Origin of the sequence: Rothia sp. HMSC061D12 (assembly GCF_001836735.1) — a bacterium.
GTDB lineage: Bacteria > Actinomycetota > Actinomycetes > Actinomycetales > Micrococcaceae > Rothia.
Map to the genome: position 1 here is coordinate 73,147 of NZ_KV830305.1, position 23,723 is coordinate 96,869.

Annotated in this window: 18 protein-coding genes and 1 pseudogene; 15 read left to right on the top strand and 4 right to left on the bottom strand. The window is 60.9% G+C overall.

What is annotated here, in order from left to right; translation table 11 throughout:
- Positions 1–122: 122 nt before the first annotated feature.
- The 13 genes and pseudogenes from murG (at position 123) to nrdR (ending at position 16,421) form a co-directional block, all read left to right on the top strand.
- Positions 123–1,223 carry an undecaprenyldiphospho-muramoylpentapeptide beta-N-acetylglucosaminyltransferase gene (gene murG / locus HMPREF2682_RS00330; protein ID WP_070830462.1) on the top strand — a complete coding sequence of 367 codons (1,101 nt, stop codon included), beginning with the start codon at positions 123–125 and terminating at the stop codon, positions 1,221–1,223.
- Complete coding sequence (murC, locus tag HMPREF2682_RS00335) at positions 1,223–2,722, top strand: UDP-N-acetylmuramate--L-alanine ligase (RefSeq protein WP_070830464.1); 1,500 nt, start codon at positions 1,223–1,225, stop codon at positions 2,720–2,722. Before murG ends, murC begins: the two co-directional genes overlap by 1 nt.
- 9 nt (positions 2,723–2,731) lie before the next feature.
- Entirely contained in the window at positions 2,732–4,330 is a 1,599-nt protein-coding gene (locus HMPREF2682_RS00340; protein ID WP_246827226.1) for a cell division protein FtsQ/DivIB, read from the top strand.
- 196 nt (positions 4,331–4,526) lie between these two features.
- Positions 4,527–5,708, top strand: coding sequence for a cell division protein FtsZ (gene ftsZ / locus HMPREF2682_RS00345; protein WP_005506541.1), 1,182 nt, complete (start codon positions 4,527–4,529; stop codon positions 5,706–5,708).
- A 148-nt stretch (positions 5,709–5,856) separates the two neighbouring features.
- Positions 5,857–6,705: a purine nucleoside phosphorylase YfiH/LACC1 family protein gene (locus tag HMPREF2682_RS00350; RefSeq protein WP_070830467.1), complete on the top strand. Its 849-nt coding sequence runs from the start codon at positions 5,857–5,859 to the stop codon at positions 6,703–6,705.
- Positions 6,706–6,771: 66 nt separating this feature from the next.
- Positions 6,772–7,605 (top strand): YggS family pyridoxal phosphate-dependent enzyme, encoded by an 834-nt coding sequence (locus tag HMPREF2682_RS00355; RefSeq protein WP_070830469.1) that lies wholly within the window; start codon positions 6,772–6,774, stop codon positions 7,603–7,605.
- A 787-nt stretch (positions 7,606–8,392) separates the two neighbouring features.
- Positions 8,393–8,704: pseudogene (locus tag HMPREF2682_RS09545) on the top strand (cell division protein SepF); the annotation flags it as partial.
- A 10-nt stretch (positions 8,705–8,714) separates the two neighbouring features.
- Positions 8,715–9,014 (top strand): YggT family protein, encoded by a 300-nt coding sequence (locus HMPREF2682_RS00365; RefSeq protein WP_070629514.1) that lies wholly within the window; start codon positions 8,715–8,717, stop codon positions 9,012–9,014.
- 461 nt (positions 9,015–9,475) lie between these two features.
- On the top strand, positions 9,476–10,015 hold the full coding sequence (locus HMPREF2682_RS00370) for a DivIVA domain-containing protein (protein ID WP_049340716.1): 540 nt from the start codon (positions 9,476–9,478) through the stop codon (positions 10,013–10,015).
- A 356-nt stretch (positions 10,016–10,371) separates the two neighbouring features.
- Positions 10,372–10,986: a signal peptidase II gene (gene lspA, locus HMPREF2682_RS00375; RefSeq protein WP_141755606.1), complete on the top strand. Its 615-nt coding sequence runs from the start codon at positions 10,372–10,374 to the stop codon at positions 10,984–10,986.
- A 122-nt stretch (positions 10,987–11,108) separates the two neighbouring features.
- Positions 11,109–12,095 (top strand): RluA family pseudouridine synthase, encoded by a 987-nt coding sequence (locus tag HMPREF2682_RS00380; protein WP_005506532.1) that lies wholly within the window; start codon positions 11,109–11,111, stop codon positions 12,093–12,095.
- Between the two features lie 152 nt (positions 12,096–12,247).
- Positions 12,248–15,790 carry a DNA polymerase III subunit alpha gene (gene dnaE / locus HMPREF2682_RS00385; protein ID WP_070830473.1) on the top strand — a complete coding sequence of 1,181 codons (3,543 nt, stop codon included), beginning with the start codon at positions 12,248–12,250 and terminating at the stop codon, positions 15,788–15,790.
- A 175-nt stretch (positions 15,791–15,965) separates the two neighbouring features.
- Entirely contained in the window at positions 15,966–16,421 is a 456-nt protein-coding gene (gene nrdR / locus HMPREF2682_RS00390; protein WP_005506525.1) for a transcriptional regulator NrdR, read from the top strand.
- Between the two features lie 155 nt (positions 16,422–16,576).
- On the opposite strand, the gene ppgK is transcribed toward nrdR, so the two are convergent.
- Together ppgK and map are read right to left on the bottom strand one after the other, a co-directional pair.
- Positions 16,577–17,428 carry a polyphosphate--glucose phosphotransferase gene (gene ppgK, locus HMPREF2682_RS00395; RefSeq protein ID WP_049326903.1) on the bottom strand — a complete coding sequence of 284 codons (852 nt, stop codon included), beginning with the start codon at positions 17,426–17,428 and terminating at the stop codon, positions 16,577–16,579.
- Between the two features lie 109 nt (positions 17,429–17,537).
- Positions 17,538–18,449 (bottom strand): type I methionyl aminopeptidase, encoded by a 912-nt coding sequence (map, locus tag HMPREF2682_RS00400; protein ID WP_070830475.1) that lies wholly within the window; start codon positions 18,447–18,449, stop codon positions 17,538–17,540.
- A 274-nt stretch (positions 18,450–18,723) separates the two neighbouring features.
- On the opposite strand from map, the gene HMPREF2682_RS00405 reads away from it, so the two are divergent.
- The gene (locus HMPREF2682_RS00405; protein WP_083321733.1) at positions 18,724–18,981 is read left to right on the top strand and encodes a hypothetical protein; all 258 of its coding nucleotides are present in this window, start codon (positions 18,724–18,726) and stop codon (positions 18,979–18,981) included.
- A gap of 153 nt (positions 18,982–19,134) precedes the next feature.
- Here the strand turns inward: HMPREF2682_RS00405 and panB are convergent, their stop codons facing one another.
- Both panB and HMPREF2682_RS00415 read right to left on the bottom strand, forming a co-directional pair.
- Entirely contained in the window at positions 19,135–20,049 is a 915-nt protein-coding gene (gene panB / locus HMPREF2682_RS00410) for a 3-methyl-2-oxobutanoate hydroxymethyltransferase (RefSeq protein ID WP_070830477.1), read from the bottom strand.
- A gap of 63 nt (positions 20,050–20,112) precedes the next feature.
- On the bottom strand, positions 20,113–21,930 hold the full coding sequence (locus HMPREF2682_RS00415; protein ID WP_070830479.1) for a geranylgeranyl pyrophosphate synthase: 1,818 nt from the start codon (positions 21,928–21,930) through the stop codon (positions 20,113–20,115).
- A gap of 431 nt (positions 21,931–22,361) precedes the next feature.
- Here HMPREF2682_RS00415 and glnA point away from each other — a divergent pair, with 431 nt between their 5' ends.
- On the top strand, positions 22,362–23,702 hold the full coding sequence (glnA, locus tag HMPREF2682_RS00420; protein ID WP_049354867.1) for a type I glutamate--ammonia ligase: 1,341 nt from the start codon (positions 22,362–22,364) through the stop codon (positions 23,700–23,702).
- The last annotated feature ends 21 nt before the right edge of the window (positions 23,703–23,723 follow it).

Genomic DNA, 23,723 nt, shown 5'->3' on the forward strand with positions numbered 1-23,723 from the left:
ATATGCGCTGAATAAGAGATAACGCCCTCGCCGTTGAGTCATAGCTCAATGGCGGGGGCGCTCTATTGAACAGGTGCGATAGCGTAAAATGATGCTGTACCGATGTGTTGGGAGAAAGACCTATGACGAAGAAGGCGCCCTCTATAGTCTTCGCCGGTGGTGGCACCGCCGGTCATATTAATCCGATGCTCGCGATTGCGCGTGCGGTTCGTGATCTTGAGCCGAACGCTAAGATTCTGATGCTGGGCACTGCGGACAAGATGGAAGCCGAGCTGGTTCCGGCAGCTGGTTTCGATATTGAGTTTATTCCTCGCGCGGCGTTCCCTCGTAGCATTAACCGTGACGCTTTGGCTTTCCCCGCTAAGTTCTTTGGTGGTCTGTCGAAGACCCGCCGCATCCTCAAGGAAGCAGATGCGGATGTGGTTGTTGGTGTGGGCGGCTACGTGTGCCCGCCGGCGTATCTGTCGGCGTTGAGCGCTAAGATTCCCGTGGTGATTCATGAGGCGAACGCGAAGCCCGGTTTGGCGAACCGCCTGGGTGGTACGTTCGCGAAGTTCACCGGTGTGGCGTTCCCTAATACTCCGTTCCCGCGCGCAACCCTGGTGGGCATGCCGATGAAGGACGAGATTGCCTACCTGAACCGTGAGGCGCACCGTTCGAAGGCTCGCCGTAACCTGGGCTTGGACCCGCAGAAGCCGACCGTGATTGTGACCGGCGGTTCGCTGGGTGCATTGAGCCTGAATAATGCGGTGGCGGCGTGCCGTGACCACTTTGAGGAGTGGGATTTCCAGATTCTGCACATTACCGGTAAGGGTAAGGCTGTTCTGGATGAGAACGGTGAGCTGTTGAGCGCCCCGAATTACCGTCAGATTGAGTTTAGCAACGGCATGCAGGATGTGTATGCTGCCGCTGATCTTCTACTGGTGCGTTCGGGTGCGGCGACCGTGAGTGAGGTTGCTGCGGTGGGTGTTCCCGCGATTTTTGTGCCGCTTCCCATTGGTAATGGTGAGCAGGCTCTGAATGCTCGTTCTCTGGTGGAGGCGTCTGCGGCTCTGCTGGTGAAGGATGCAGAAGTCACCGGTGAGTGGTTTGCCCGTGAGATTCCGGCTCTTATGGCGAACCCGGAGGAGCTGGAGCGCATGGGCGCTGCGGCGTATGAACTTGGTATCCGTGACGCGGCGCGCGTTATGGCTGAAGCAGTATTGAAGGCAGCTGAGAAGTAATGACTGAATTGATGAATCTTGAGATGGTGTTGCCGGCACCGCTGAACCCGCCGTTCCCTGAGCGTGCGAAGATGAGCGAGTTGGGCCGTGTGCACTTCATCGGTATTGGTGGCGCGGGTATGAGCGCTATTGCCGCTCTGATGCTGCAGGCTGGTGTGACGGTGAGCGGTTCTGACCGTGCCGAGTCGGCTACTGTTGAGTCTTTGCGTGCTGCGGGTGCTCGTGTGGGTGTTCCTCAGCAGGCTGAGAACATTGTGGACGTTGATACCGTGGTGATTTCTACTGCGATTCGTGAGGATAACCCGGAGCTTGTTGCCGCTCGTGCGCAGGGTCTGCGTGTGCTGCACCGTTCTGAGGCGCTTGCCGCTGTGATGGGTGAGTCTCAGGTGGTTGCTGTTGCCGGTACTCACGGTAAGAGCACGACTAGCTCCATGATTTCTGTGATGTTTGATCAGCTGGGTGCTGACCCGTCGTTTGCGGTGGGCACTGTGATTGCTGGTCGCGGCACGAACGCTCACCTGGGTGCTCAGGGCCCGGAGTCGATTTTTGTGGCTGAGGCTGATGAGTCGGACGGTTCGTTTGTGCGTTACCGCCCGGCGATTGCTGTGGTGACGAACGTTGAACCGGACCACCTGGATTTCTATGAGACCGATGAGCGTGTCTTTGAGGCGTTCAACCGTTTTGTGGGTTCGCTGGCGCCTAACGGTGTTGTGGTGACCTGCGCTGATGATGCGGGCGCGGCTACTCTTGCGGCTCGTTCTCGTGCGGCGGGTGTGCCCGTGGTGACCTACGGTGAGTCTGAGGACGCTGACCTGCGCATTAGCGAGATTACCAGCGCTGGTTCTTCCTCGTCGTCGCACCTGTCCTGGTCTTTTGAATGCCGTGGTGTGCGTTATGAGGGTGAGCAGGATCTTGCTCTGAAGGTGCCCGGTATCCACAACCAGCTGAACGCTTCGGCGGCTTTTGCATCGGCACTGATTTCTGGTTACGAGGCTGCCGATATTGCTCGCGCGCTGGCTGAGTTCGTGGGTGCTGACCGCCGCTTCACTCTGCGCGGTGAGGTTGCCGGCGTGAAGGTCTTTGATGACTATGCGCACCACCCGACCGAGGTGTTCCGTGCCTTGGAGACCGGTCGTACCGTGGCTGATGGCCACAACCTGTACGTGATTTTCCAGCCTCATCTGTTCTCGCGTACTCGCGAGTTCGCGAAGGAGTTCGCGCAGGCTCTGTCGATGGCTGACCGCGCTCATGTGCTGGATATTTACCCGGCTCGTGAGCTGCCGATTGAGGGCGTGACCAGTGAGCTGATTACCGGTGCTGGTTTCTCTGAGGTTCGTTACGCCACCGCTGAGGGCGCTATTGAGGATATCGTGGCGTGCGCTCAGAGCGGCGATATTGTGATGACCGTTGGCGCCGGTGACGTGACCGCTTTGGGTGCTCGTCTGCTGGAGTCCCTGCAGGTTCGTCACGGTGGCGAGTCGAAGAAGTCGGAGGCTTAGGCTGTGCCGATGAGTTCTGGTCTCTCTTCGGAGGGGCATTCCTCCTCGCGCGCGCCGAAGGCTCCGCGTTCGCGTGCTCGTTTGCGCGCCCAGCAGGTAGCTGAGAATGCGCAGGTTGAGGCTAAGCATGCCGAATCCGCGCAGGCTGAGTCTGCCCAGTCTCAGGTGGCAAAGACGACCAAGGCTGCGGAGGCTACGAAGTCTGCGGAGGCGGTGAAGCCCGCCAAGGCGACCGCTTCCGAGGGCTCGGCCCAGGCAGCCGCTACTCAGTCTTCGAGCCCTGTTCGCCATGCGCCGCGTAAGCCGGTGGTGCATAAGTCGCACGCCCAGAACGGTGCTGATTCTTCGGCTCAGAAGAGCGCTGCGGCGGTACATTCTTCGGCGCAGTCTCTGAAGGATTCGGTGCGTTCGGCTCTGATGACCGGTCGCACCGTGTCTGAGGTTGAGCATGCCCCTGAGCTGTTTGATGTTGAGGCGTTTGAGGATTCTTCGTCTAAGGCAACGTCTGCTCAGAGTGCCTCTGCTCAGCCTGAGAAGAGCACCGGCAAGGATAGCGATAAGGGCGCCAGCAAGAAGTCTGCGTCCGCCTCCGGTAAGGCATCTGCCCAGTCAGATGCTGCCGGCTCTCGCGAAGAGCCTGCCGCCCAGAAGGCTGAGGAAAGCGCCGACAAGAGCACTGATAAGGCGGGGGAGAAGGCTGCTGAAGAGCCTCGCCCCACGAGCCGTTTTGGTCGTTGGCGTGCCGAGCGTGAGCAGCAGCGTGCCGCGGAGATTGAGAAGGAACGCGAGCGTGCGAGCCGTCAGGCTCAGCGTGAGCGTCTGCGTCAGGATCCGGGCCTGGACGGTCTGCGTGCTGAGGAGCGCCCCCGTAAGGAGCGTGCGCCTCTGAATCGTGCCCGTAAGCTGCTGTACACCGCCTCGGCACTGGCTATTATCGCGGTGCTGTATGTGGTGCTGGTCTTCTTCTCGCCCCTGTTGGCGACTCAGAAGATTACGGTGCGCGGCGCGTCCCTGCTGGAAACCACTCAGGTGGAGCAGAAGCTTGAGCCTCTGCGCGGTGTTCCGCTCACTCGCATCGACGAGAAGAAGGTGCGTGAGCTGATCGGGCAGGATAATGTGATTCGTAGCGTGCAGGTGGAGAGCCGCCCGCCGCATGAGCTGGTGGTGACCCTGAAGGAGCGTACCGCGGTTGCGGTTGTGAAGCAGGGCGATACGTACCATACTGTTGATAGTGATGGTGTGAGCCTGCTGGAGTCGGCAACTCAGCCCGATACCTCGGTGCCGCTGGTGCGTTTCAGCGGCGATGACCCGCAGACTTCGGCTGAATTCCACACCATTTCTACGGCGCTTTCGGCGATGCCCTCTGAACTTCTAGCTCAGGTTAAGGAAGCCAGCGCTACCTCAACCTCAAGTATCACTCTAACCTTGAGGGATAATACTACGGTGCAGTGGGGAACCGCTGAAGAGAGCGAGTTGAAGGCTAAGGTTCTTCTCTCCCTGCGCCAGGCTATTGCCAAGCGTGCTCAGGAGGAGAGCTCCTCTGAGGCACAGACGCAGAAGGTGACCGTCTACGACGTGTCTGCCCCGCGCGTACCGGTGACCCGCTAGGGGAACCATTCAAGCGCTTTATCCTCCCTTTTTGTGTGAAATCCGCAAAAAGAGGGGGTAATTGCGCTGTGTGACTAGGAACCAGCAAAAACAGTTTGGTATCCTAGCAGATAAAGTCATTCTTTAGAGGAAACCTTCAGGCTTAGATTAAGCTGCGGGTCTTCCGAAGCTGGAACACGGAACAATCGAGGAATACATGGACGCTGGAACTCCCCAGAACTACTTGGCAGTCATCAAGGTCGTTGGTATCGGCGGCGGTGGCGTCAACGCAGTCAACCGCATGATTGAGGTTGGTCTGCGCGGCGTTGAGTTCATTGCTATCAACACTGACGCTCAGGCTCTGCTCATGTCCGATGCAGACGTTAAGCTGGACGTTGGTCGTGAGCTGACCCGCGGTCTTGGCGCGGGCGCAAACCCCGAGGTTGGCCGTCAGGCAGCCGAGGATCACGCGCAGGAAATTGAGGAAGTCCTCAAGGGCGCAGACATGGTCTTTGTGACCGCAGGTGAGGGCGGTGGCACCGGTACCGGTGGCGCACCCGTCGTGGCACGTATTGCCCGCTCCCTCGGCGCTCTGACCATTGGTGTGGTGACCCGCCCCTTCACCTTCGAGGGTCGTCGCCGCTCCAACCAGGCTGAGACCGGTATCGCTGCTCTGCGCGATGAGGTTGATACCCTGATCGTTATTCCGAACGACCGACTGCTGTCGATTTCGGATCGTAACGTCTCCATGCTGGACGCATTCAAGTCCGCTGACCAGGTTCTGCTCTCCGGTGTGCAGGGCATTACCGACCTGATCACCACCCCCGGCCTGATCAACCTTGACTTCGCTGACGTTAAGTCTGTCATGCAGGGTGCAGGTTCGGCTCTGATGGGTATCGGCTCGGCATCCGGTGAGGACCGCGCAGTGAAGGCAGCTGAGCTGGCTATCGCATCGCCGCTGCTGGAAGCATCCATCGACGGTGCACACGGCGTTCTGCTGTCCATTCAGGGTGGCTCCGACCTGGGTCTGTTCGAGATCAACGAGGCTGCACGCCTGGTTCAGGAAGTGGCTCACCCCGACGCAAACATCATCTTCGGTGCTGTTATTGACGACGCACTGGGCGATGAGGCTCGCGTGACCGTGATTGCTGCTGGCTTCGACGCAGTAAACCCGGAGACCAACTCCAACGCTTCCACTGCTGCGGCTACTCAGGCTCAGCGCACCCAGGCATCCTTCGGCGGTTCCACCGCTCCGGCTGCTAACGGCTACGGCTACAACGCACCCGCTGCTGCTCCGGCTTCCACCGGCGCTGCTGGCTTCGACGTTGACCTTCCCCCGGTTGTGGAGGAAGCTCCGGCTCGCCGCGACACCCTGGACGTCCCTGACTTCCTGAAGTAGTCTGCCCGGCTGTGAACGCCTAGCGTTGCACGGCTGAGAGTCTTATGAAGCTATAGGGGAGCTGAGAAACACGCACATTGTGCTGTTCTCGGCTCCCCTTTGTTATACCCGCCGTTATACCCGCTGACATCTGATGAAGGAATAGAAGATGAGCGATACCCCCAACACTTCGCTACTTGCCTCTGCCGATACCCGAACCCTGGGCCCCTGGCGTGTGCGGGTGGGTTTCACCTCCCGCGCGGCGGGCAACCTGGGTCTGCACGTGGACGATGAGCTCGGTGGCGGTATGGATGCCTCCCTGGTGCGCACCCTCAACCACCGTGCCGCCCTGGAGGAGGCGCTGGGTACCGAGCCGTTCTTCTACCTGAACCAGGTGCACGGCGTGCAGATTGCCTACCCGGAAGACTATGCGGTGGAATCCTACGCGCCCGGTGCCCCGCAGGAGCGTACGGTTGAGCGTGCCCGCGCGGTGCTGGAGAACTCCCCGGTCGCCGATGCGGCGATTAGCAGTGAGGGCGTGCCCCTGGCGATTATGGTGGCCGATTGCATCCCCGTGGTGCTGGTGGGTGAGCGGGTCGCGAACTGGCAACCAATCTTGGCGGTTGCTCACGCGGGTCGCCGCGGCCTGCTCGACGGCGTACTCCAGCAGACCGTGCAACGGATGCGTCAGCTTGGCGCGGAGAAAATTACCGCCTGGCTGGGTCCGAGTATTTGCGGTAGCTGCTACGAGGTGCCTGAGGTGATGCGCACCGAGTCTACCGAGCTGATTCCGCAGGTGCATTCGGTGACCGCCCAGCAGACCCCCGGACTGGATTTGCCCGCCGGCGCCCGCGCCGTGCTGGAGGAGGCGGGAGTGCAGGTGAGCATGGACTGTGCGCAGTGCACCTTTGAGGAGCCCGAGGTGTATTCGCATCGCGGGTTCACGAACCGCGGTGAGAAGCCGGGCCGTATTGCGGGTCTGGTGTGGCTTGAGAAGACGGCGGAGCCCGCCGCCTAGAGCTGCTAAAGACAGAGCCGCTAAAGACAGAGCCGCTAAAGATAGAGAGCCGCTGAAGGAGAGAAGATGTCTGAAATGAACGTAGAAGAGAGCCTGCAGTACACTCCCGAACGTGCCGAGCAGCTGTTGCAGAACTACCGCCGCGTGCTTGAGCGTATCCGCGCCGCAGAACAGGACCATAGCGCCGTGCGTACCGAGGTGAGCGCCCCGGTGCAGCTGGTGACGGTCACGAAGTTCTTCCCCGCCTCCGACGCGGCGGCGCTGCTGGATGGGGGAGTGACCCTCTTCGGTGAGAACCGTGACCAGGAGGCGAGCGCGAAGGCTCGTGAGCTTGCCGCCTACTGCGCCCAGCGTGAGGTGCAGCCCCCGCACTGGGCGTTTATCGGCCAGTTGCAGACGAATAAGGCGAAGTCCGTGGTCAAGTACGCCTCCAGCGTGCATTCGGTGGATCGCCCCTCCCTGGCGGACGCTCTGGCGAAGGCGTACGCGAACCAGCTCTCCCGCTTTGAGGCGGGGGAGGCGCCCGCACCCGCTGCGGCGGAGCAGGGTGCGCTGACCTGCCTGGTGCAGGTGTCCCTGGCGGAGGTCGCGACCGCTGGCCACGCTGCCGAGGGCGCGCGCGGCGGTACGAGCGCATCCGAGCTGCTGGAGCTGGTGGAGCGCATCGAGAATCACGAGCATCTGCGCTGTGGTGGCGTGATGGCGGTGGCGCCGCTGGGCATGAACCCGGATGAGGCGTTTGAGAAGCTCTACGGGCTGGCGTCGCTGGTGCGTGAGCAGGTGCCGCACGCGACCGAGATTTCCGCCGGTATGAGCGGGGATTTGGAGGCGGCGGTGCGTTGGGGTTCAACCTGCGTGCGTGTGGGTAGCGACATTATGGGTAAGCGCCCGGCGCTCTAAGCCCTATTCAACCGCGGCCCTTCAAAGGTTATAGTTCCGGGCCTGCTGTTCGGTGGCATAATCATCGGCGCCCTGACCGCCCGCGCGGGGCGGGCGCTGGTAATATATACATGCCGGTGCATGACGTACCGTCACGCACACACACCTTCTGATGAAGCACCACGGCAGACCCTGTACACCACAAGCAAAGAACAGCGAGAGAATCATGGCGAAGCAAAGCCGTCTGGCGGGTTTCCTCGGCCTGGAACGATACCAGGACGCTGAGGCGACGCCGGAAGAATCCCCGCAGGCTGTGCAGGCTGACACCCGCAGGGAGGTAACCGCCTCCGCAGGGCAGGCTGCTACAGCACAGAAGACCGATAGCGCCAACAGGCTCTCAGCACTGCCCGGCTCGGCACAGTACAGCGTCGCCGAGTCGCATGCCGGGTCTCAGGGCGAAACCTACCACCTGCAGGACGAACCCGCCTATACTGAACAGGAAGAGTACCTGCAGGCTGATAGCTACGATGACGGTACAGAAACCGAGTATCTGGACGCAGAAGAACCTGCCGACGGACGAGCAGCCGTAGATGCAGCGGCACACGCCACCGCTCATACACCTGAAACCACAGCTGATCTGGCGGAAACCGAACAGACTTGGGACGACGCCAGCGCAGACAATTGGGAGGACACCCCGGTGCCGAATACCGAATACACCGAGCAGTACGCCGATACGTACTCCAACGACGGCTACTACGAACAGGGCTACGAGCCCGAAGAAACCAACGGATACACCTACGGTTACGAGGAAGAAGAGGACGAATTGCGTCGTATCACCACTATCCACCCCCGCTCCTACAATGACGCAAAGATCATTGGTGAGGCATTCCGCGAGAACATCCCCGTGATTATGAACGTGGAAGAAATGCCCGACGCAGACGCAAAGCGCCTGGTGGACTTCGCATCCGGTCTGGCATTCGCACTGGAGGGCCGCATTGAGCGCGTCACCGCTAAGGTGTTCCTGCTGACCCCCTCCAACCTGGAGGTTCTGGGCGTGGCTAACTCCGAGGTTCCCGCCGGCTTTGAGACCGACGGCGAATTCCCCTTCGACCAGGGCTAAGGACTGATAGATGGGTTATATTTTCGCCCTCATTACGATTATTCTGTACGTTCTCTACGTCTCCATGCTGCTGCGCATGCTCTTTGACTGGGTACGCATGTTCGCTCCGGAGTGGCGCCCCAAGGGCATTGTGTTGCTCTTCGCCAGTGGCGTGTACGCGGTGACGGACTGGCCGATGAACCTGTTGCGTCGTCTGATTCCGCCGGTGCGTGTGGGTAACGTTGCGTTGGATACCGGTTTTCTGATTCTGATTGTTCTGCTGTCTTTCCTGCTGAACATCATGATGACGATTACCGCGAAGCTGTCCTAACGTAGCCCCTCCATCGGAGAGATACGAGAACTAGGCATGAGAGCCCCGCTTGCGCTTGGCATCCTGACATGGGATGACGTGCTGGCGGGGTTTTCTGTACCCAATTTCTGGGCCGAGAAGAACCTCCCGCGAGGGGGGAGAGACGAATACAGCCGGCGTCGAATCATGCGAAATGCACCCGCGAGCAGATATCGAGCTTGATTACGGCGGGGATAGGGATAAACGCAGCGCGTGGTGAATCCCACCCTTGCGCAGAGCGAATATTTTACGATTCAACCGACGTATAACCGGGCACAGAAACCAAAGAATAGTAGAATTGGTGCCAACGACTGCATCGCGGCATAACCATGCCCTGAATCATCGGGACCCTAAAATATTGGGGCCACGCCCTATCTGGCTGGTGAATCCGCGGCACTCAACATCACCACCAAACCCCGTAGGGATACCCAGAGGAGAAGCCCATGGCAATCACCCCCGAAGACCTGATCACTAAGAGCTTCAAGATCGTCACCGAAGAGTCCGGTTACGACCGCAACGAGGTCGACGACTTCTTGGACGAGCTTGTTGTCGAACTGCGCGCACTCTACTCCGATCGTGACGCTCTGGAGCGTCAGGTTGAGCAGCTCTCTGCAAATGCACCCGATTCCCCCGCAGCAGCTGTAGCACCCGCACAGTCCTCGGCGGCATCGGCTGCACCTCAGGATGCGGCGGCGTTGCTCGCCATGGCACAGAAGGTTCACGACGACTACGTGGCACAGGGCGAGAAGGCTAAGGCTGAACTGCTCGAAGAGGCAGAGAGGAAGGCAGACGCTATGGTGAGCGAAGCTCAGCAGCAGCGCGAAGAGGTTCTCTCCCGCCTCACCGACGAGAAGGAAGAGCTGGAGATCGCTGTTGAGGCTCTGCGCGGCTTCGAGAGCCGCTACCGCTCCAAGCTGCTGCAGCACCTGGACGCACAGGTTCAGGAGCTGAAGAACCTCAAGTCCATCGAGGCTTCCGCATAAATCAGCGTGCCTAAATAAGCTAACGACGCTTTGAAGCGTATGCCGCCCGGATTCTTTCTCTTCCACCGCTATTCACCGGGGAAGATCGAAAGAACCGGGCGGTATTCTCATGCCCGCCCGGCACGGCCTAAAAACCCAGCGTGCAAAGCGGGGGAGAGCACCCGCCACATCACCGCCGAATACTCGATGCGCTACCCCTATTTGCTAAGCTAGAGGGGCACTATCGAACGCGAGCGCACTCCGCCTCCGTACCATGGGGCCTCCGTACCATGGGGCCTCCGCGCCATAGGGCCGGCGCACCGTAGGCGCAACAACCGGAACAGACCGCAGCAACCGGCACAGACTAGAGGAGAGCTATGACCAACACCCCCAAGACTGCTGAATCCTCAGTCGCACAGGTAGCCGATAACGCCGCCGAAGAATCTACTGGTCGCCGCGTGCGCATCCTCTCGGCTCGCTCCGCCGGCATCCTCGCGCTCGTGCTCGCCGCCGTCGTGTTCGCTATCGATCAGGGCACCAAATACCTGGTCGTCACTCAGATGCAGTTGGGGGAGCGCATCACCGTCATTGACGGGCTTCTGTGGTGGTACTCGATCCGTAACTCCGGCGCCGCATTCAGCATGGGCGAGAACGTCACCTGGGTCTTCACCCTCGTCATGGTCGCCGCCGCAGCCGTGGTGCTCTACCTGCTGCGCCGCACCCGCGCCCTGTCCTGGACCCTCGCGCTAGGCGGACTGCTTGGCGGTATCTGCGGCAACCTTTTTGACCGTCTCTTCCGTGAGCCCGGCTTCGGCTCCGGTCACGTGGTTGATTTTATTTCCGTGCCGAACTTCGCGATTTTCAATATTGCAGACTCTGCAATCTGCGTGTGCATGGCGTTCATCGTTCTGCTGAACTTCAAGGGCCTGAACCTCAACGGAACCCGTGTGCAGGCTGACGACAAGAATGCGGCAGAGAAGAGCGCCAAGTAGCTCCCCGTTCCGGCATACGCGCCGACGGTTACGTTGCCGACACACGTGCCTACTAAGACGTTCTCACACAGACGACCCCTCACACAGACAACCTAAGCAAACACCACCCGAAGGAGAGCCGCATGAGCGAAACCACCAACGCCGCCGAAGATACGGCACGCATCCGCGCCGAATTCACCGTTGAAGGCGCGCTCGCCGGTATGCGTCTGGACGCCGCGCTCGCCGGTGCCCTCGACGCGCCGCGCACCCGCACCTCCGGGTGGATTCGTGACGGCCACGTGACCGTGACCAACAACGGCAAGACCGTGAAGATTGGCAAGTCCTACAAGCTTTCCGCAGGCGATGAGGTCGTCGTCGATGCACCCGCACCGCGCGATCTGGCGGACATCCGCCCCGAGAAGGTGGACGGCTTCCGCATCGTGCACCTGGACGAGGACATCGTTGTGGTGGACAAGCCCGCGGGCGTGGCGGCACACCCCTCACCCGGCTGGCACGGTCCCACCGTCATCTCCGCGCTCATGGGCGAGGGCATTTCGGTTGCCACCTCCGGCGCGGCAGAGCGCCAGGGCATTGTGCACCGCCTGGACGTGGGCACCAGCGGCTTGATGGTCGTAGCCCGCAGCGAACGCGCCTACACCGAACTCAAGCGAGCCTTCAAGGAACGCACCGTGGACAAGGTCTACCACACCCTCGTGCAGGGCCTGCCCGACCCGCTACGCGGCACCATTGACGCACCCATCGGCCGCCACCCCGGCAACGAATGGAAGTTCGCCGTGGTTGAAGACGGACGCAACTCCATCACCCACTACGATGTGCTCGAAGCCTTCGGCCCCGCATCCCTGGTGGAGGTGCACCTGGAAACCGGACGCACCCACCAGATTCGTGTGCACTTCTCCGCGCTGCGCCACCCCTGCTGCGGCGACCTGACCTACGGCGCCGACCCGCGCTTTAGCGCGGAACTGGGTCTGACCCGCCAGTGGCTGCACGCGCACCGCCTGGGCTTCGACCACCCCGGTACCGGCGAGCGCGTGACCTTTACCAGCGAGTACCCGCTCGATTTGTCCTACGCGCTGACCGCTCTGCGCGAGGGTAAGGTTCAGCTCGGCTAAACAGCTCAGCTTGGCTAGACAGCTCAGCTTGGCTAGACAGCTCAGCTCGGCTAGACAGCTCGGCAACTATAGCCGCCCGCGGGCTGATACCCCGTCGCACACAGCTTCACATTCACCGCCCATCCTCCAGCCCACATCTTCAGGAGATATCCGTGGCAACCAAAGATTTTGCGCACCTGCACGTGCACACCGAGTACTCCATGCTCGACGGCGCCGCGCGCCTGGGTGACCTGTTCACCCACGCTAAAGAACTCGGCATGAAGTCCATGGCGACCAGTGACCACGGCTTCCTCTTTGGTGCCTTCGACTTCTGGCGTCAGGCTAAAGCGCACGACATTAAGCCCATCATTGGTGTGGAAGCGTACCTGACCCCCGGCACGCACCGTACTGACCGTTCGCGTGTGCGCTGGGGCGACGGCTCGCGCGACGACGTCTCCGGTGGTGGCGCGTACACCCACATGACCATGTGGGCTGAAACCACCGAGGGCATGCACAATCTGTTCCGTGCCTCCTCGATTGCGTCGCTGGAAGGTCAGCTGTACAAGCCGCGTATGGACCGTGAGGTGCTGCAGACCTACTCGAAGGGCCTGATTGCGACCACCGGTTGCCCTTCCGGTGAGGTTCAGACCCGCCTGCGCTTGGGCCAGTTCGATGAGGCGGTCCAGGCGGCGAGCGAATTCCGCGATATTTTCGGCAAAGACAACTTCTACTGCGAGGTCATGGACCACGGCCTGGACATTGAACGCAACGTCCAGGAGGACCTGCACCGCCTCGCCAAGAAGCTGAACCTGCCCTTCGTCGCCACCAACGACCTGCACTACACCCGCCAGGAAGACCACACCGCCCACGCGGCGCTGCTGTGCGTGCAGTCCGGCTCGACCCTCACCGACCCCAAGCGCTTCAAGTTCGACGCGGATAACTTCTACCTGCGCTCGGCAGAAGAAATGTACGCCCTGTTCGGCGACATTCCCGGCGCGTGCGAGAACACCCTCGAAATCGCTGAACGCTGCAACGTGGAGTTCAACACCAAGGCGAACTACATGCCGAACTTCCCCGTGCCCGAGGGCGAAAACGAGGAATCCTGGTTCGTGAAGGAGGTCGAGAAGGGCCTGCACTACCGCTTCCCGGACGGCGTGCCCGACAAGGTACGCAAGCAGGCTGAATACGAGGTGGGGGTCATTACCTCTATGGGCTTCCCCGGCTACTTCCTCGTGGTCGCCGACTTCATCAACTGGGCTAAGCGCAACGGTATTCGCGTGGGTCCGGGCCGTGGCTCCGGTGCAGGTTCCATGGTTGCGTACGCGATGCGTATTACCGACCTGAACCCGCTCGACCACGACCTGATCTTCGAGCGATTCCTCAACCCCGACCGCGTCTCCATGCCCGACTTCGATGTGGACTTTGACGATCGTCGCCGCGGCGAAGTCATCGACTACGTGACCGAAAAATACGGTGAAGAGAAGGTCGCACAGATCGTCACCTTCGGCACCATTAAGGCGAAGCAGGCGCTCAAGGACGCCTCCCGCGTGATGGACCAGCCGTACTCGGTCGGCGAGCGCCTCACCAAGGCGATGCCGCCGGACGTCATGGGTAAGAACATCGCCCTGGCGAACGTGTACAACGAAGAGGATAAGCGTTACGCCGAGGCGGCAGATTTGCGCGCCCTCATTGAGGACCCGGTCGATAAGATTTACGGCCAGGTGTTCGAGACCGCGAAGGGCCTGGAGGGCCTGAAGCGTCAGTGGGGTGTGCACGCTGCGGGCGTGATTATGTCCAGCAAGGACCTCGTGGACGTCATCCCCGTGATGCGCCGCGAGGCGGACGGCCAGGTCATCACCCAGTTCGATTACCCCACCTGTGAGGGCTTGGGCCTGATCAAGATGGACTTCTTGGGTCTGCGTAACCTCACCATCATTTCTGATGCGGTGGAGAACATTAAATCGAACCGTGGCATTGACCTGGACCTTGAATCTCTGCCGCTGGATGACCCGGAATCCTACCGTCTGCTGGCCCGAGGCGACACCCTCGGCGTGTTCCAGCTCGATGGTGGCCCGATGCGCTCGCTACTCAAGCTCATGGAGCCCGAGGAGTTCGAGCACATTTCGGCAGTCTTGGCGCTGTATCGTCCCGGTCCGATGGGTGCGAACTCGCATACCAACTACGCTCTGCGTAAGAACGGTAAGCAGGAGATTGAGCCGATTCACCCCGAGCTGGAAGAGCCGCTGAAGGACATTCTGGACACCACCTACGGTCTGATTGTGTATCAGGAGCAGGTTATGGCGATTGCTCAGAAGGTCGCGAACTACACTCTGGGTGAGGCAGACTTGCTGCGCCGTGCGATGGGTAAGAAGAAGAAGGCGGAGCTGGATAAGCAGTACGCTACCTTCCACGACGGCATGATTTCTAACGGCTACTCTGAGGGCGCTGTTAAGGCGCTCTGGGATATTCTGCTGCCGTTCTCTGACTACGCGTTCAACAAGGCGCACACGGCTGCGTACGGTCTGGTGTCGTACTGGACGGCGTACCTGAAGGCGCACTTCCCGCAGGAGTACATGGCTGCTCTGCTGACCAGTGTGGGCGATAACAAGGACAAGCTCGCACTGTACCTGAACGAGTGCCGCGCCATGGGCATTACCGTGCTCGCCCCGGACGTGAACGAGTCCACCCTGACGTTTGCCCCTGTCGGCGATGATATCCGCTTCGGTATGGGTGCGATTCGTAACGTGGGCGCGAACGTGGTTGAGGGCATGATTGCCGCCCGCGAGGAGAAGGGCCGCTACGAGTCCTTCAACGACTTCCTGAAGAAGGTGCCGCTGCAGGTGTGCAATAAGCGCACCATCGAGTCGCTCATCAAGGCGGGCGCATTCGACGACCTGGGCCATACGCGCCGTTCCCTGTCCCTCATCCACGAGGCGGCAGTGGACGCGGCGGTGGCGGTCAAGCGTAAGGAGGCGGCGGGCCAGTTCGACCTCTTCGGCTCCCTCGGCATGGACGACGCCCTCGGCGACGAACTGACCGTGACCATCCCGGACGTACCCGACTGGGACCGCCGCGAGAAGCTGAACTTTGAGCGTGACATGCTGGGCCTGTACGTTTCGGACCACCCGCTGCGTGGCCTGGAGCGCGCCCTCTCTGATGCCGCAACCCACTCGGTACACGACATCATCGGCGAAGACTCGCACGTGCGCGACGGCGAAACCGTCACCATCGCGGGCATGCTCACCGGCGTTTCGCGCCGTATCGCCAAGTCCAGCGGTAACCAGTATGCCTCCGTGGAACTGGAAGACCCCTCGGGCGCAACCATCACGGTCATGTTCTTCTCCCGCGCCTACGAGACGATGGGCGCCGCTCTGGCGGACGACCTCATCTGCTCGATTCGTGGCCGCGTGCAGCGCCGCGACGACGGCAGCGTGAACATGAGCGCCCAGGAACTGCAAATCCTGGAAATCAGCGATGACGGCCGCGCCGCACCTATCACCATCGTGGTTCCCGAGTACCTGGTGACCGAGGCGAACCTGAAGGAGCTGAAGGAGACCCTGCGCGACCACAAGGGCACCGCGGATGTGCGCATGCTCATCCGCACCCGCGATAAGGAGCAGCTGGTGCTGCTGGACGCGAGCGTGCGTGTGGAACCGAACCCGAGCCTTTTCGGCGAAATCAAGACGATTTTCGGTCCGAGCTGCATTCGACGCTAACAACACGCCCCGCTGAGGGGAATGACAGGGTGGATTCTGCATAGCAGAGTCCACCCTGAGCGTATATTCACTCACACCATACGGTGCATCCGCTGTATATCACGGTAGAATAGGTATAAATATTCTTGAGCGCTGTATACGCGGGCGCCCCTAACGCCCAGCCAAGGAGAAACGAATGTACTGCCCCTATTGCAAGCACACCGACTCGCGCGTGGTGGATTCCCGCACCACCGATGACGGCGCCGCAATTCGCCGTCGCCGCCAGTGCACCTCCTGCGCTCGCCGCTTCACGACCGTTGAAACCACCACCATTTCGGTGATTAAGCGTTCCGGCGTGACCGAGCCCTTCGACCGTTCGAAGATTGCCGCCGGCGTGCGTAAGGCATGCCAGGGCCGCCCCGTGGGCGAGGATGATTTGGCGAAGCTCGCCCAGGAGGTTGAGGAGCTGATTCGTGCCCGCGGTCTGGCGGAAATCAACGCGCACGAGGTGGGCCTGACCATCCTGGAGCCGCTATCGAAGCTGGACGCGGTCGCCTACCTGCGTTTTGCGAGCGTGTACCAGGCGTTTGAAAACCTTGAAGACTTTGAGGAGGCGATTGCGCGTCTGCGTGAGGACCGCATCGCCCAGTAAATGGCTAGTACAGTAACTAGCTAAACCGGTTGCCGCAACATGAGCGGCGGTATACAGAAGGGACCGCCTTCCGAATGATTCGGAAGGCGGTCCCTTCGTGTATCTGTGAAGCTCTATCTGTGAAGTTCTATCCGAGGCGGACAGCAGGAAGCCTCTTATGCTTCGCCGCGGCGCTTACGCTCATTCAGCATGCCGCCAGCCCACAGTGCCGCGCCCACGATACCCGCGTTGTTGCGCAGGGTTGCCATGACCATGGGGGTGCGGATGTGGTCCTCGAAGTACGGCATGAACTTCTCGGGGTTCTTGGAGATGCCGCCGCCGATGATGAACAGGTCGGGGGAGAAGAGCATCTGCACGTGGTCGAAGTAGCGGTACAGGCGCTTACCGTACTTCTTCCAGGACAGCTCGTGCACCTCGCGGGCGCGAGCGGAAGCCTGAGACTCAGCGTTGTGGCCGTCAATCTCCAGGTGGCCCAGCTCGGTGTTCGGAATCAGCACGCCGTCGTTAATCAGCGCGGAACCGATGCCGGTGCCCAGGGTGATGACAGCAATCAGGCCGTCGCGGTCGCGACCCTGACCGTAGGTTGCCTCAGCCAGACCGGCTGCGTCAGCGTCGTTGAGGCCGTAGACGGTGCGGCCGCCCAGTGCCTCGCTCATGACCTGCTCCAGGTCGGTGTTAATCCAGGAGTCGTCCACGTTCGCTGCGGAGAAGACCATGCCGTTCTTCACGACTGCGGGGAAGTCGATGCCGACAGCAGAGTCGGGGTCCGGTGCCAGGTCGCGGCTCTGCAGCTCGTTCACAACGCGCTGCACAACCTCTGCCACAGCCTCGGGGGTTGCGGGCTTGGGGGTGTCGATGCGGAAACGATCCGAGACGAGGTTGCCGGTGCGCAGGTCGACGATGCCGCCCTTAATGCCGGTGCCTCCAATGTCCACACCAATCTGCAGGTCCTTGGGGGTGGGGGCGGGCAGGTCGTTGATGAGGCTGGGCTCAGCGTAGTTAGCCATGATTCCCTTTCTTCCCTCCGCTCTCGCAGAGGAATATGTCTGTGGTATCGAGTGATATTGAATGGATAGTCCGGCAAATCTGCCGTAAAACTTAGATGCCTAAGGCAACTTAGGGGAGGGTGAGGATGTCCGCGCCGTCAGCGGTCACCACGAGGGTGTGCTCGAACTGTGCGGTGCGCTTGCGGTCGCGGGTGACCACGGTCCAGTCGTCATCCCACAGGTCCCATTCGATGGTGCCGAGGGTCAGCATGGGCTCGATGGTGAAAATCATGCCCTCGCGAATCTCGGTGTCGTAGGCGGGTGCCGCATCGTAGTGGGGGATGATGAGGCCCGAGTGGAACTCACGACCCACACCGTGGCCGGTGTAGTCGCGGACCACGCCGTAACCGAAGCGAGCCGCATACTTCTCAATGACGCGACCAATCACGTTAATTTGGCGACCCGGCTTCACAGCCTTAATTGCGCGGTTGAGGGACTCCTCGGTGCGCTCAACCAGCAGGCGGGACTCTTCGTCCACGTTGCCGATGAGCAGGGTCTTGTTGGTGTCGCCGTGCATGCCGTCAAGGTATGCGGTGACGTCCAGGTTGAGGATGTCGCCGTCCTCCAGCACGGTGGTGTCCGGAATACCGTGGCAGATGACCTCGTTCAGGGAGGTGCACACGGACTTCGGGTAGCCGCGGTAATCCACGGTGGAGGGGTACGCGCCGTGGTCACAAATGTACTCGTGGACCAGCACGTCAATCTCGTCGGTGGTGGTGCCGGGTACGCAAATCTTGGATGCTTCAACAATGGCGCCTGCCGCAATCTTGCCGGCTGCGCGAACCCGCTCAACTTCCTCGGGGGTGTACATGTTCGAGTCGTTACCCTCGTTAGCGGTGGGCTTACCCACGTACTCGGGGCGAACAATGTGCGAGGGGACCGGGCGCATCGGGCTGATGCGTCCGGGGGTCAGGCAACCGACGGGCGCACGACCGGGCTCTGCGGGAAGATTATGCGAAGTATTCGTTTTGGTTGAAGACATAGTTTCATCTTACCGGGCGGGGGCGGTTTGTGTCCCTTGCGCAGGCGCTAAAAAGCGGCGGATACACAAGCCGTACCTTTTTCCCAGATTGTGAATAAAATTTCATGCACCCTAGCGGCAAAACCGCGCGGCAGGGTGCGGAGGAGAAGACAAGGGAAAAGGGGGAGAGGCGCCGTGAGAAGCTTCGCCCGCCTCATTGCCACGAACCTGGGCGCGTGAGAAGCTAGAAACACCAGCCCCTCACCGTCGAAGCTACACCGTCAAAGGAGAACCCATGAGCGAGAAGAAAAGCCACCTGAGCGAAGCTATCGAAGCGGCGGTTGAGAAGACCCTGCACGCCGCAGCTGACGCAACCAGCCCGCACGCTGACGAATACTGGTACAACCTCGCCACCGGTGAGGTCGAGCGAGGCCAGCAGAGCGCCGTCACCTCCCTGTGGGGCCCCTTCAAGACCTACGAGGAGGCGGCACACGCCATGGACCGCGCCCGCGAGCGCAACGAGGCGTGGGACAAGGACGGCGGCCTGCTCTAAAGCCCAACGAACTTCTGCACGCTTGTCTCTAATAGAGGCGTCTAATAGAGGCATCTAAAAGAGGCAGAAAACAGATACAGCAAGACCCCCGCACCCGGAACACCGGATACGGGGGTCTTCGCTTTGTCTCAAGCTATCTTCTCAACCTCAAGCCTATTCAAAGGTGTGCTCAGCCGCCGGGAACTCGCCCGAACGAACCTGCTCACGGTAGGCGCGCGCGGCGTCCTCCATGACCTGGCCGACCTGCGCGAACTGCTTCACAAAACGTGGAACGCGGCCGGAACGAACACCCATCATGTCCTGCCAGACCAGCACCTGACCGGTCGTCACATTCGAAGCACCAATACCGATCGTCGGCACAGTACCCACCGCCTCATCCACCAGGCGTGCGGTCTCGGTAGTTACCATTTCCATGAGCACGCAGAACGCGCCAGCCTCAGCCAGAGCCACCGCATCCTCACGAACGCGCTCGGCGGCCTCGCCACGACCCTGCACACGGAAACCACCCAGGGCATGCTCCGACTGCGGGGTGAAACCAACATGCGCCACCACCGGAATACCGGTACGCACCAGGGCACGAACCCACTCGGTCATCGACGCATCCGCCTCAATCTTGACCGCGTGCGCGCCGCCCTCCTTCATCAGACGAACAGCGCTCGCAACCGCCTGCTGCGGCGACTGCTCATAGGAGCCGAATGGCAGGTCAGCAACCACCATGGCGCGGGAGGCACCGCGAGAAACCGCCGCGACCATCGGAATCATCTCATCCAGGGTGATGGTCAGGGTCGACTCGTAACCGAGCACCACGTTCGCCGCGGAATCGCCCACCAGCAGCATCTCGATACCCGCGCGATCAAAAATCTGCGCGGTCAGGGCGTCATAGCAGGTGAGCATGGAGAACTTCTGCCCGGTCGCCTTAGCCTGCGCCAGGTGAACGGTACGCACCTTCTTGACGGTATCCAGGTCAAAAGGCTTCGATGCAGAAGCAGTCGCGGGAGCAACCGCGGAGGTAGCGGCAGGCTGCGCCGCGTAAGGCGAAGAGATCTCGGAAGAACGCTCAGTAGTCATGCTGACTATTCTAACCCTGCACGGCTCCAACCTGGCGTACCGCTCACCACGAGGGAACTGTCCCTAGTTCCAGATGAGGTTAATGTAGTAGGTCGGGAACGACGCAGCAGCGTTCTTATTCATCATCTCCGGAATGGCGAGGGACGCATCCTCAAACTCACGCGGCAGATCACGCTGAATGAGTGCCTGCTGCACCAGGGCGTCCCAGTACACCTGGGTGACCGAGTAGGTGCAGACTTCCTTCACGACGTCCTCCGCGTAGGACTCCCACGCCTTACGCGCCGCATCATCAGAGCCGAAGAAACCCTCATAACCCTGAGACAGGCCCGTATCGCAGGCACTCACCGCGTTCTTCGAGTACTGCAGCCAGTAGCTACGGCTCAGCTCATCCGAAGTATTGAACGTAAACGCCTCATAGTCCGCCTTCAGCAGGGCGTAGGACGCCTGGATGGAACCGGCAAGCGGGGCGTGCGAGGAGAAGACAATAACGTCCAGAAGAGCGGCAATGTACTCCATCTGCGCCTTCTCATATGCAATACCGGAAGGCTGAGCCGGACCAGAATGCATCTGCACCAAGCCCTCGACAGCGTTGATGAAACGCTCAATGTCGGCGGTTGCCTTCACCATCAAATTCAGCAGACGCTGAACGCGCTGATAATCCTCAGAAATCTGCGAGAACAGACCGTAAGGCAGGATGCCGCGCTCCGAAGCTGCCGCCGCCAGAACCTGGCTCGTCAGACGCTGACTCTCCACCTCAGCCTTCGCCACGCTCAGCAGCAGGGCACCACAATAGGCCAAGGCACGGCGATCCACCAGCTGAGGCTGCTGCTGATGCAGCGGCAGAAGACGCTCGTGAATCTGACGGAAAATCGCGCTCTGCGCCAGGGCCTTCTTACCCAGCTCCTCAGTCTTCAAAAGCACCGTATCCGCCGAGAAATCACGCGGAACAAAACGGCGCGCATCCTCAGCGGTAAACGGCGAATAGGGGCGACCCATCAGCGGCTGCAACAGCGACATCGTGGTAAACAGCGAAAAACGAGCCGACACCGGGTACAGCGAATCAGGGTAGTTCGGCGCATCTACCGCATTCACGCGCTCCGTGCACAGCGTCAGCCACGTCTGCTCCACCGCCCGCTCAGACCTAATGCCAAGACCCATACCCAGGATGCCCTCGCCGAACGCCTCCGAAGGGAGCTTGCCGGGGTTCATCTGACGCACCTGCATCTGCGCCAACGCCAGCTCCACCGTATAGTTCGCCCGGCGCTTCTTGCCCGCCTCATCAAGGTGCTGGAACGGACGCATACCCGCGATCTTCTGAGCGCGCGCCTGCGTGTGCAGCTCCTTGCTCATCGCAAACTGCTGCGGGTTACGCTGCATCATCTTCGACACCTCGTACGCGCTCTTACGGTTCAACTTCTCACGGCGCTGAGCGCCCTCAGCCGACAGCGCATCATACTTGCCGCGCGTCGCGTGCACATACCAGGCACGAATCAGCTGCAACGGCAGGAAGAAGAACGCGAACTTCCACGACCACGTAAACAGAAGAATCGGAATGACCGCAATCGACCCCACACGACCCGTATAACCGAGCCAAATAAGCTCCACAAACGCACCCACCAGCGCAAAGAGCGCCACGGTGCGAGTCCTAAACGCAACGCGGGAGGGGCGGTCCAGCAGGTAGGTCGTGCCGCCAGACTTGTTGTTCCTCATGACCAGCGGACCAAACGCCGCAATCGCCATAATGCACGCCAGGTACACAACGCAGAAAACAACCGGTGCCGCAATGAGTAGCAGCCACTCTAAACCGGTGGGGTCAGCAGCCACGATGCTGGTCGCCAACGGAAGCTGTACGGTCGAGGGAAGAAGAATGGAATGTAGCATACCCCCATTATCGCAAGGCGCCCCCGAACACGCCCCGCGAACCGTCATCTGCTAGGTATCTGGGCACAACCTACACCCACACAGCGGAAAAGCGGGGGAACAGAGAGCGGGGGAGCGGCCCCGGCATCGCCCAGAATCTGAGCTACCGAGGCGCACGAGCGAGAATTTACACAAACGAAACCTCCCACCCGCGCGACGCACAGCAGAACCCGATAGGCTAGATAACAACAGGACACACGCCGGGGCAAGGAGGCGCCAGCACCGCTGGTACGCAAACCGCCGGAACGACGGTGAAAACCGCTGAAAGTTTAGCGGAACCCACCGGGTCGCTCCCGCACTATACATCCTCGTCTCGGTACACAATTCAGCGCGCCTCCGCCGCCCGCAGACGGGTACCACACGGATGCGCGCCCGCACCGAGAGGGCAACTCATGGACCGCCAACAGGAATTCGTACTGCGCACCATCGAAGAGCGCGACATCCGCTTCATCCGCCTCTGGTTCACCGACGTGGTCGGCACCCTCAAGTCCGTCGCGCTCGCGCCCGCCGAGGTAGAAAGCGCCTTCGACGAGGGCCTGGGCTTCGATGGTTCCTCGATTGAGGGTTTCTCCCGCATCTACGAATCCGACATGCTGCTGCAGCCGGACCCCTCCACCTTCCAGATTCTGCCCTGGCGCGGTGAAGAAGACTACACCTCCCGCATGTTCTGCGACGTGCTCACCCCCGACGGCGAAATCAGCGCCTCCGACACCCGCGGCGTGCTCAAGCGCGTGCTCAACAAGGCTGCGGAGATGGGCTTCACCTGCTACACCTCGCCCGAAATTGAGTTCTACCTACTTGAATCCTCCAAGCTTGGTGCGGACGGATTCCCCGTGCCCGTGGACCACGAATCCTACTTCGATCACACCCCCGGCGGCATCGTGCAGGACTTCCGCCGCAAGGCAGTGACCATGCTCGAAGAGGTCGGCATCTCCGTCGAATTCAGCCACCACGAAACCGGCCCCGGCCAGAACGAAATCGACCTGCGCCACGCCGACGCCCTGCAGACCGCCGACAACGTCATGACCTTCCGCACCGTCATCAAGGAAGTCGCCTACTCGCTCGGCATGTACGCAACCTTCATGCCCAAGCCCTTCACCAAGTACGCCGGCAGCGGCATGCACACCCACTTCTCCCTCTTCGAAGGCGACACCAACGCATTCTTCGAAGCTGGCGCCGAATACCAGCTCTCCAAGACCGCACGCCACTTCATCGCCGGTGTGCTCAAGCACGCCCCCGAATTCACCTCGGTCACCAACCAGTTCATCAACTCCTACAAGCGCCTCTGGGGCGGCGGCGAGGCACCCTCCTACGTCTCCTGGGGTCACAACAACCGCTCTGCACTCGTGCGCGTGCCCCTGTACAAGCCGAACAAGATGCAGTCCGCCCGCATCGAGTACCGCGGCCTGGACTCGGCATCGAACCCGTACCTCGCTTACGCGGTGATTCTCGCCGCCGGCCTGAAGGGCATCGAAAACGAGTACCCGCTCATGCCCGCCGTGACCGAGGACCTCGCCGCCATGACCAACGCCGAACGCCGCGCGATGGGCTACAACCCGCTACCCGCCTCCCTGCGTGAAGCTATTAACATCACCGAGGAATCTGAGTTCATGGCGGAGGTTCTGGGCGAGCAGGTCTTTGAGCAGTTCCTGCGCAATAAGCGCGCCGACTGGGACCAGTACCAGGCTCAGGTGACCCCCTACGAGCTCAAGCACAACCTCGGAATCCTCTAATCGCTGGATTCTTTAGCCTCC

Bases quoted from the DNA above. Each gene is read 5' to 3' on its own strand.
- murG (WP_070830462.1), top strand. From the start codon at position 123: ATGACGAAGAAGGCGCCCTCTATAGTCTTCGCCGGTGGTGGCACCGCC.
- murC (WP_070830464.1), top strand. From the start codon at position 1,223: ATGACTGAATTGATGAATCTTGAGATGGTGTTGCCGGCACCGCTGAAC.
- HMPREF2682_RS00340 (WP_246827226.1), top strand. From the start codon at position 2,732: ATGAGTTCTGGTCTCTCTTCGGAGGGGCATTCCTCCTCGCGCGCGCCG.
- ftsZ (WP_005506541.1), top strand. From the start codon at position 4,527: ATGGACGCTGGAACTCCCCAGAACTACTTGGCAGTCATCAAGGTCGTT.
- HMPREF2682_RS00350 (WP_070830467.1), top strand. From the start codon at position 5,857: ATGAGCGATACCCCCAACACTTCGCTACTTGCCTCTGCCGATACCCGA.
- HMPREF2682_RS00355 (WP_070830469.1), top strand. From the start codon at position 6,772: ATGTCTGAAATGAACGTAGAAGAGAGCCTGCAGTACACTCCCGAACGT.
- HMPREF2682_RS00365 (WP_070629514.1), top strand. From the start codon at position 8,715: ATGGGTTATATTTTCGCCCTCATTACGATTATTCTGTACGTTCTCTAC.
- HMPREF2682_RS00370 (WP_049340716.1), top strand. From the start codon at position 9,476: ATGGCAATCACCCCCGAAGACCTGATCACTAAGAGCTTCAAGATCGTC.
- lspA (WP_141755606.1), top strand. From the start codon at position 10,372: ATGACCAACACCCCCAAGACTGCTGAATCCTCAGTCGCACAGGTAGCC.
- HMPREF2682_RS00380 (WP_005506532.1), top strand. From the start codon at position 11,109: ATGAGCGAAACCACCAACGCCGCCGAAGATACGGCACGCATCCGCGCC.
- nrdR (WP_005506525.1), top strand. From the start codon at position 15,966: ATGTACTGCCCCTATTGCAAGCACACCGACTCGCGCGTGGTGGATTCC.
- ppgK (WP_049326903.1), bottom strand. From the start codon at position 17,428: ATGGCTAACTACGCTGAGCCCAGCCTCATCAACGACCTGCCCGCCCCC.
- map (WP_070830475.1), bottom strand. From the start codon at position 18,449: ATGTCTTCAACCAAAACGAATACTTCGCATAATCTTCCCGCAGAGCCC.
- HMPREF2682_RS00405 (WP_083321733.1), top strand. From the start codon at position 18,724: ATGAGCGAGAAGAAAAGCCACCTGAGCGAAGCTATCGAAGCGGCGGTT.
- panB (WP_070830477.1), bottom strand. From the start codon at position 20,049: ATGACTACTGAGCGTTCTTCCGAGATCTCTTCGCCTTACGCGGCGCAG.
- HMPREF2682_RS00415 (WP_070830479.1), bottom strand. From the start codon at position 21,930: ATGCTACATTCCATTCTTCTTCCCTCGACCGTACAGCTTCCGTTGGCG.
- glnA (WP_049354867.1), top strand. From the start codon at position 22,362: ATGGACCGCCAACAGGAATTCGTACTGCGCACCATCGAAGAGCGCGAC.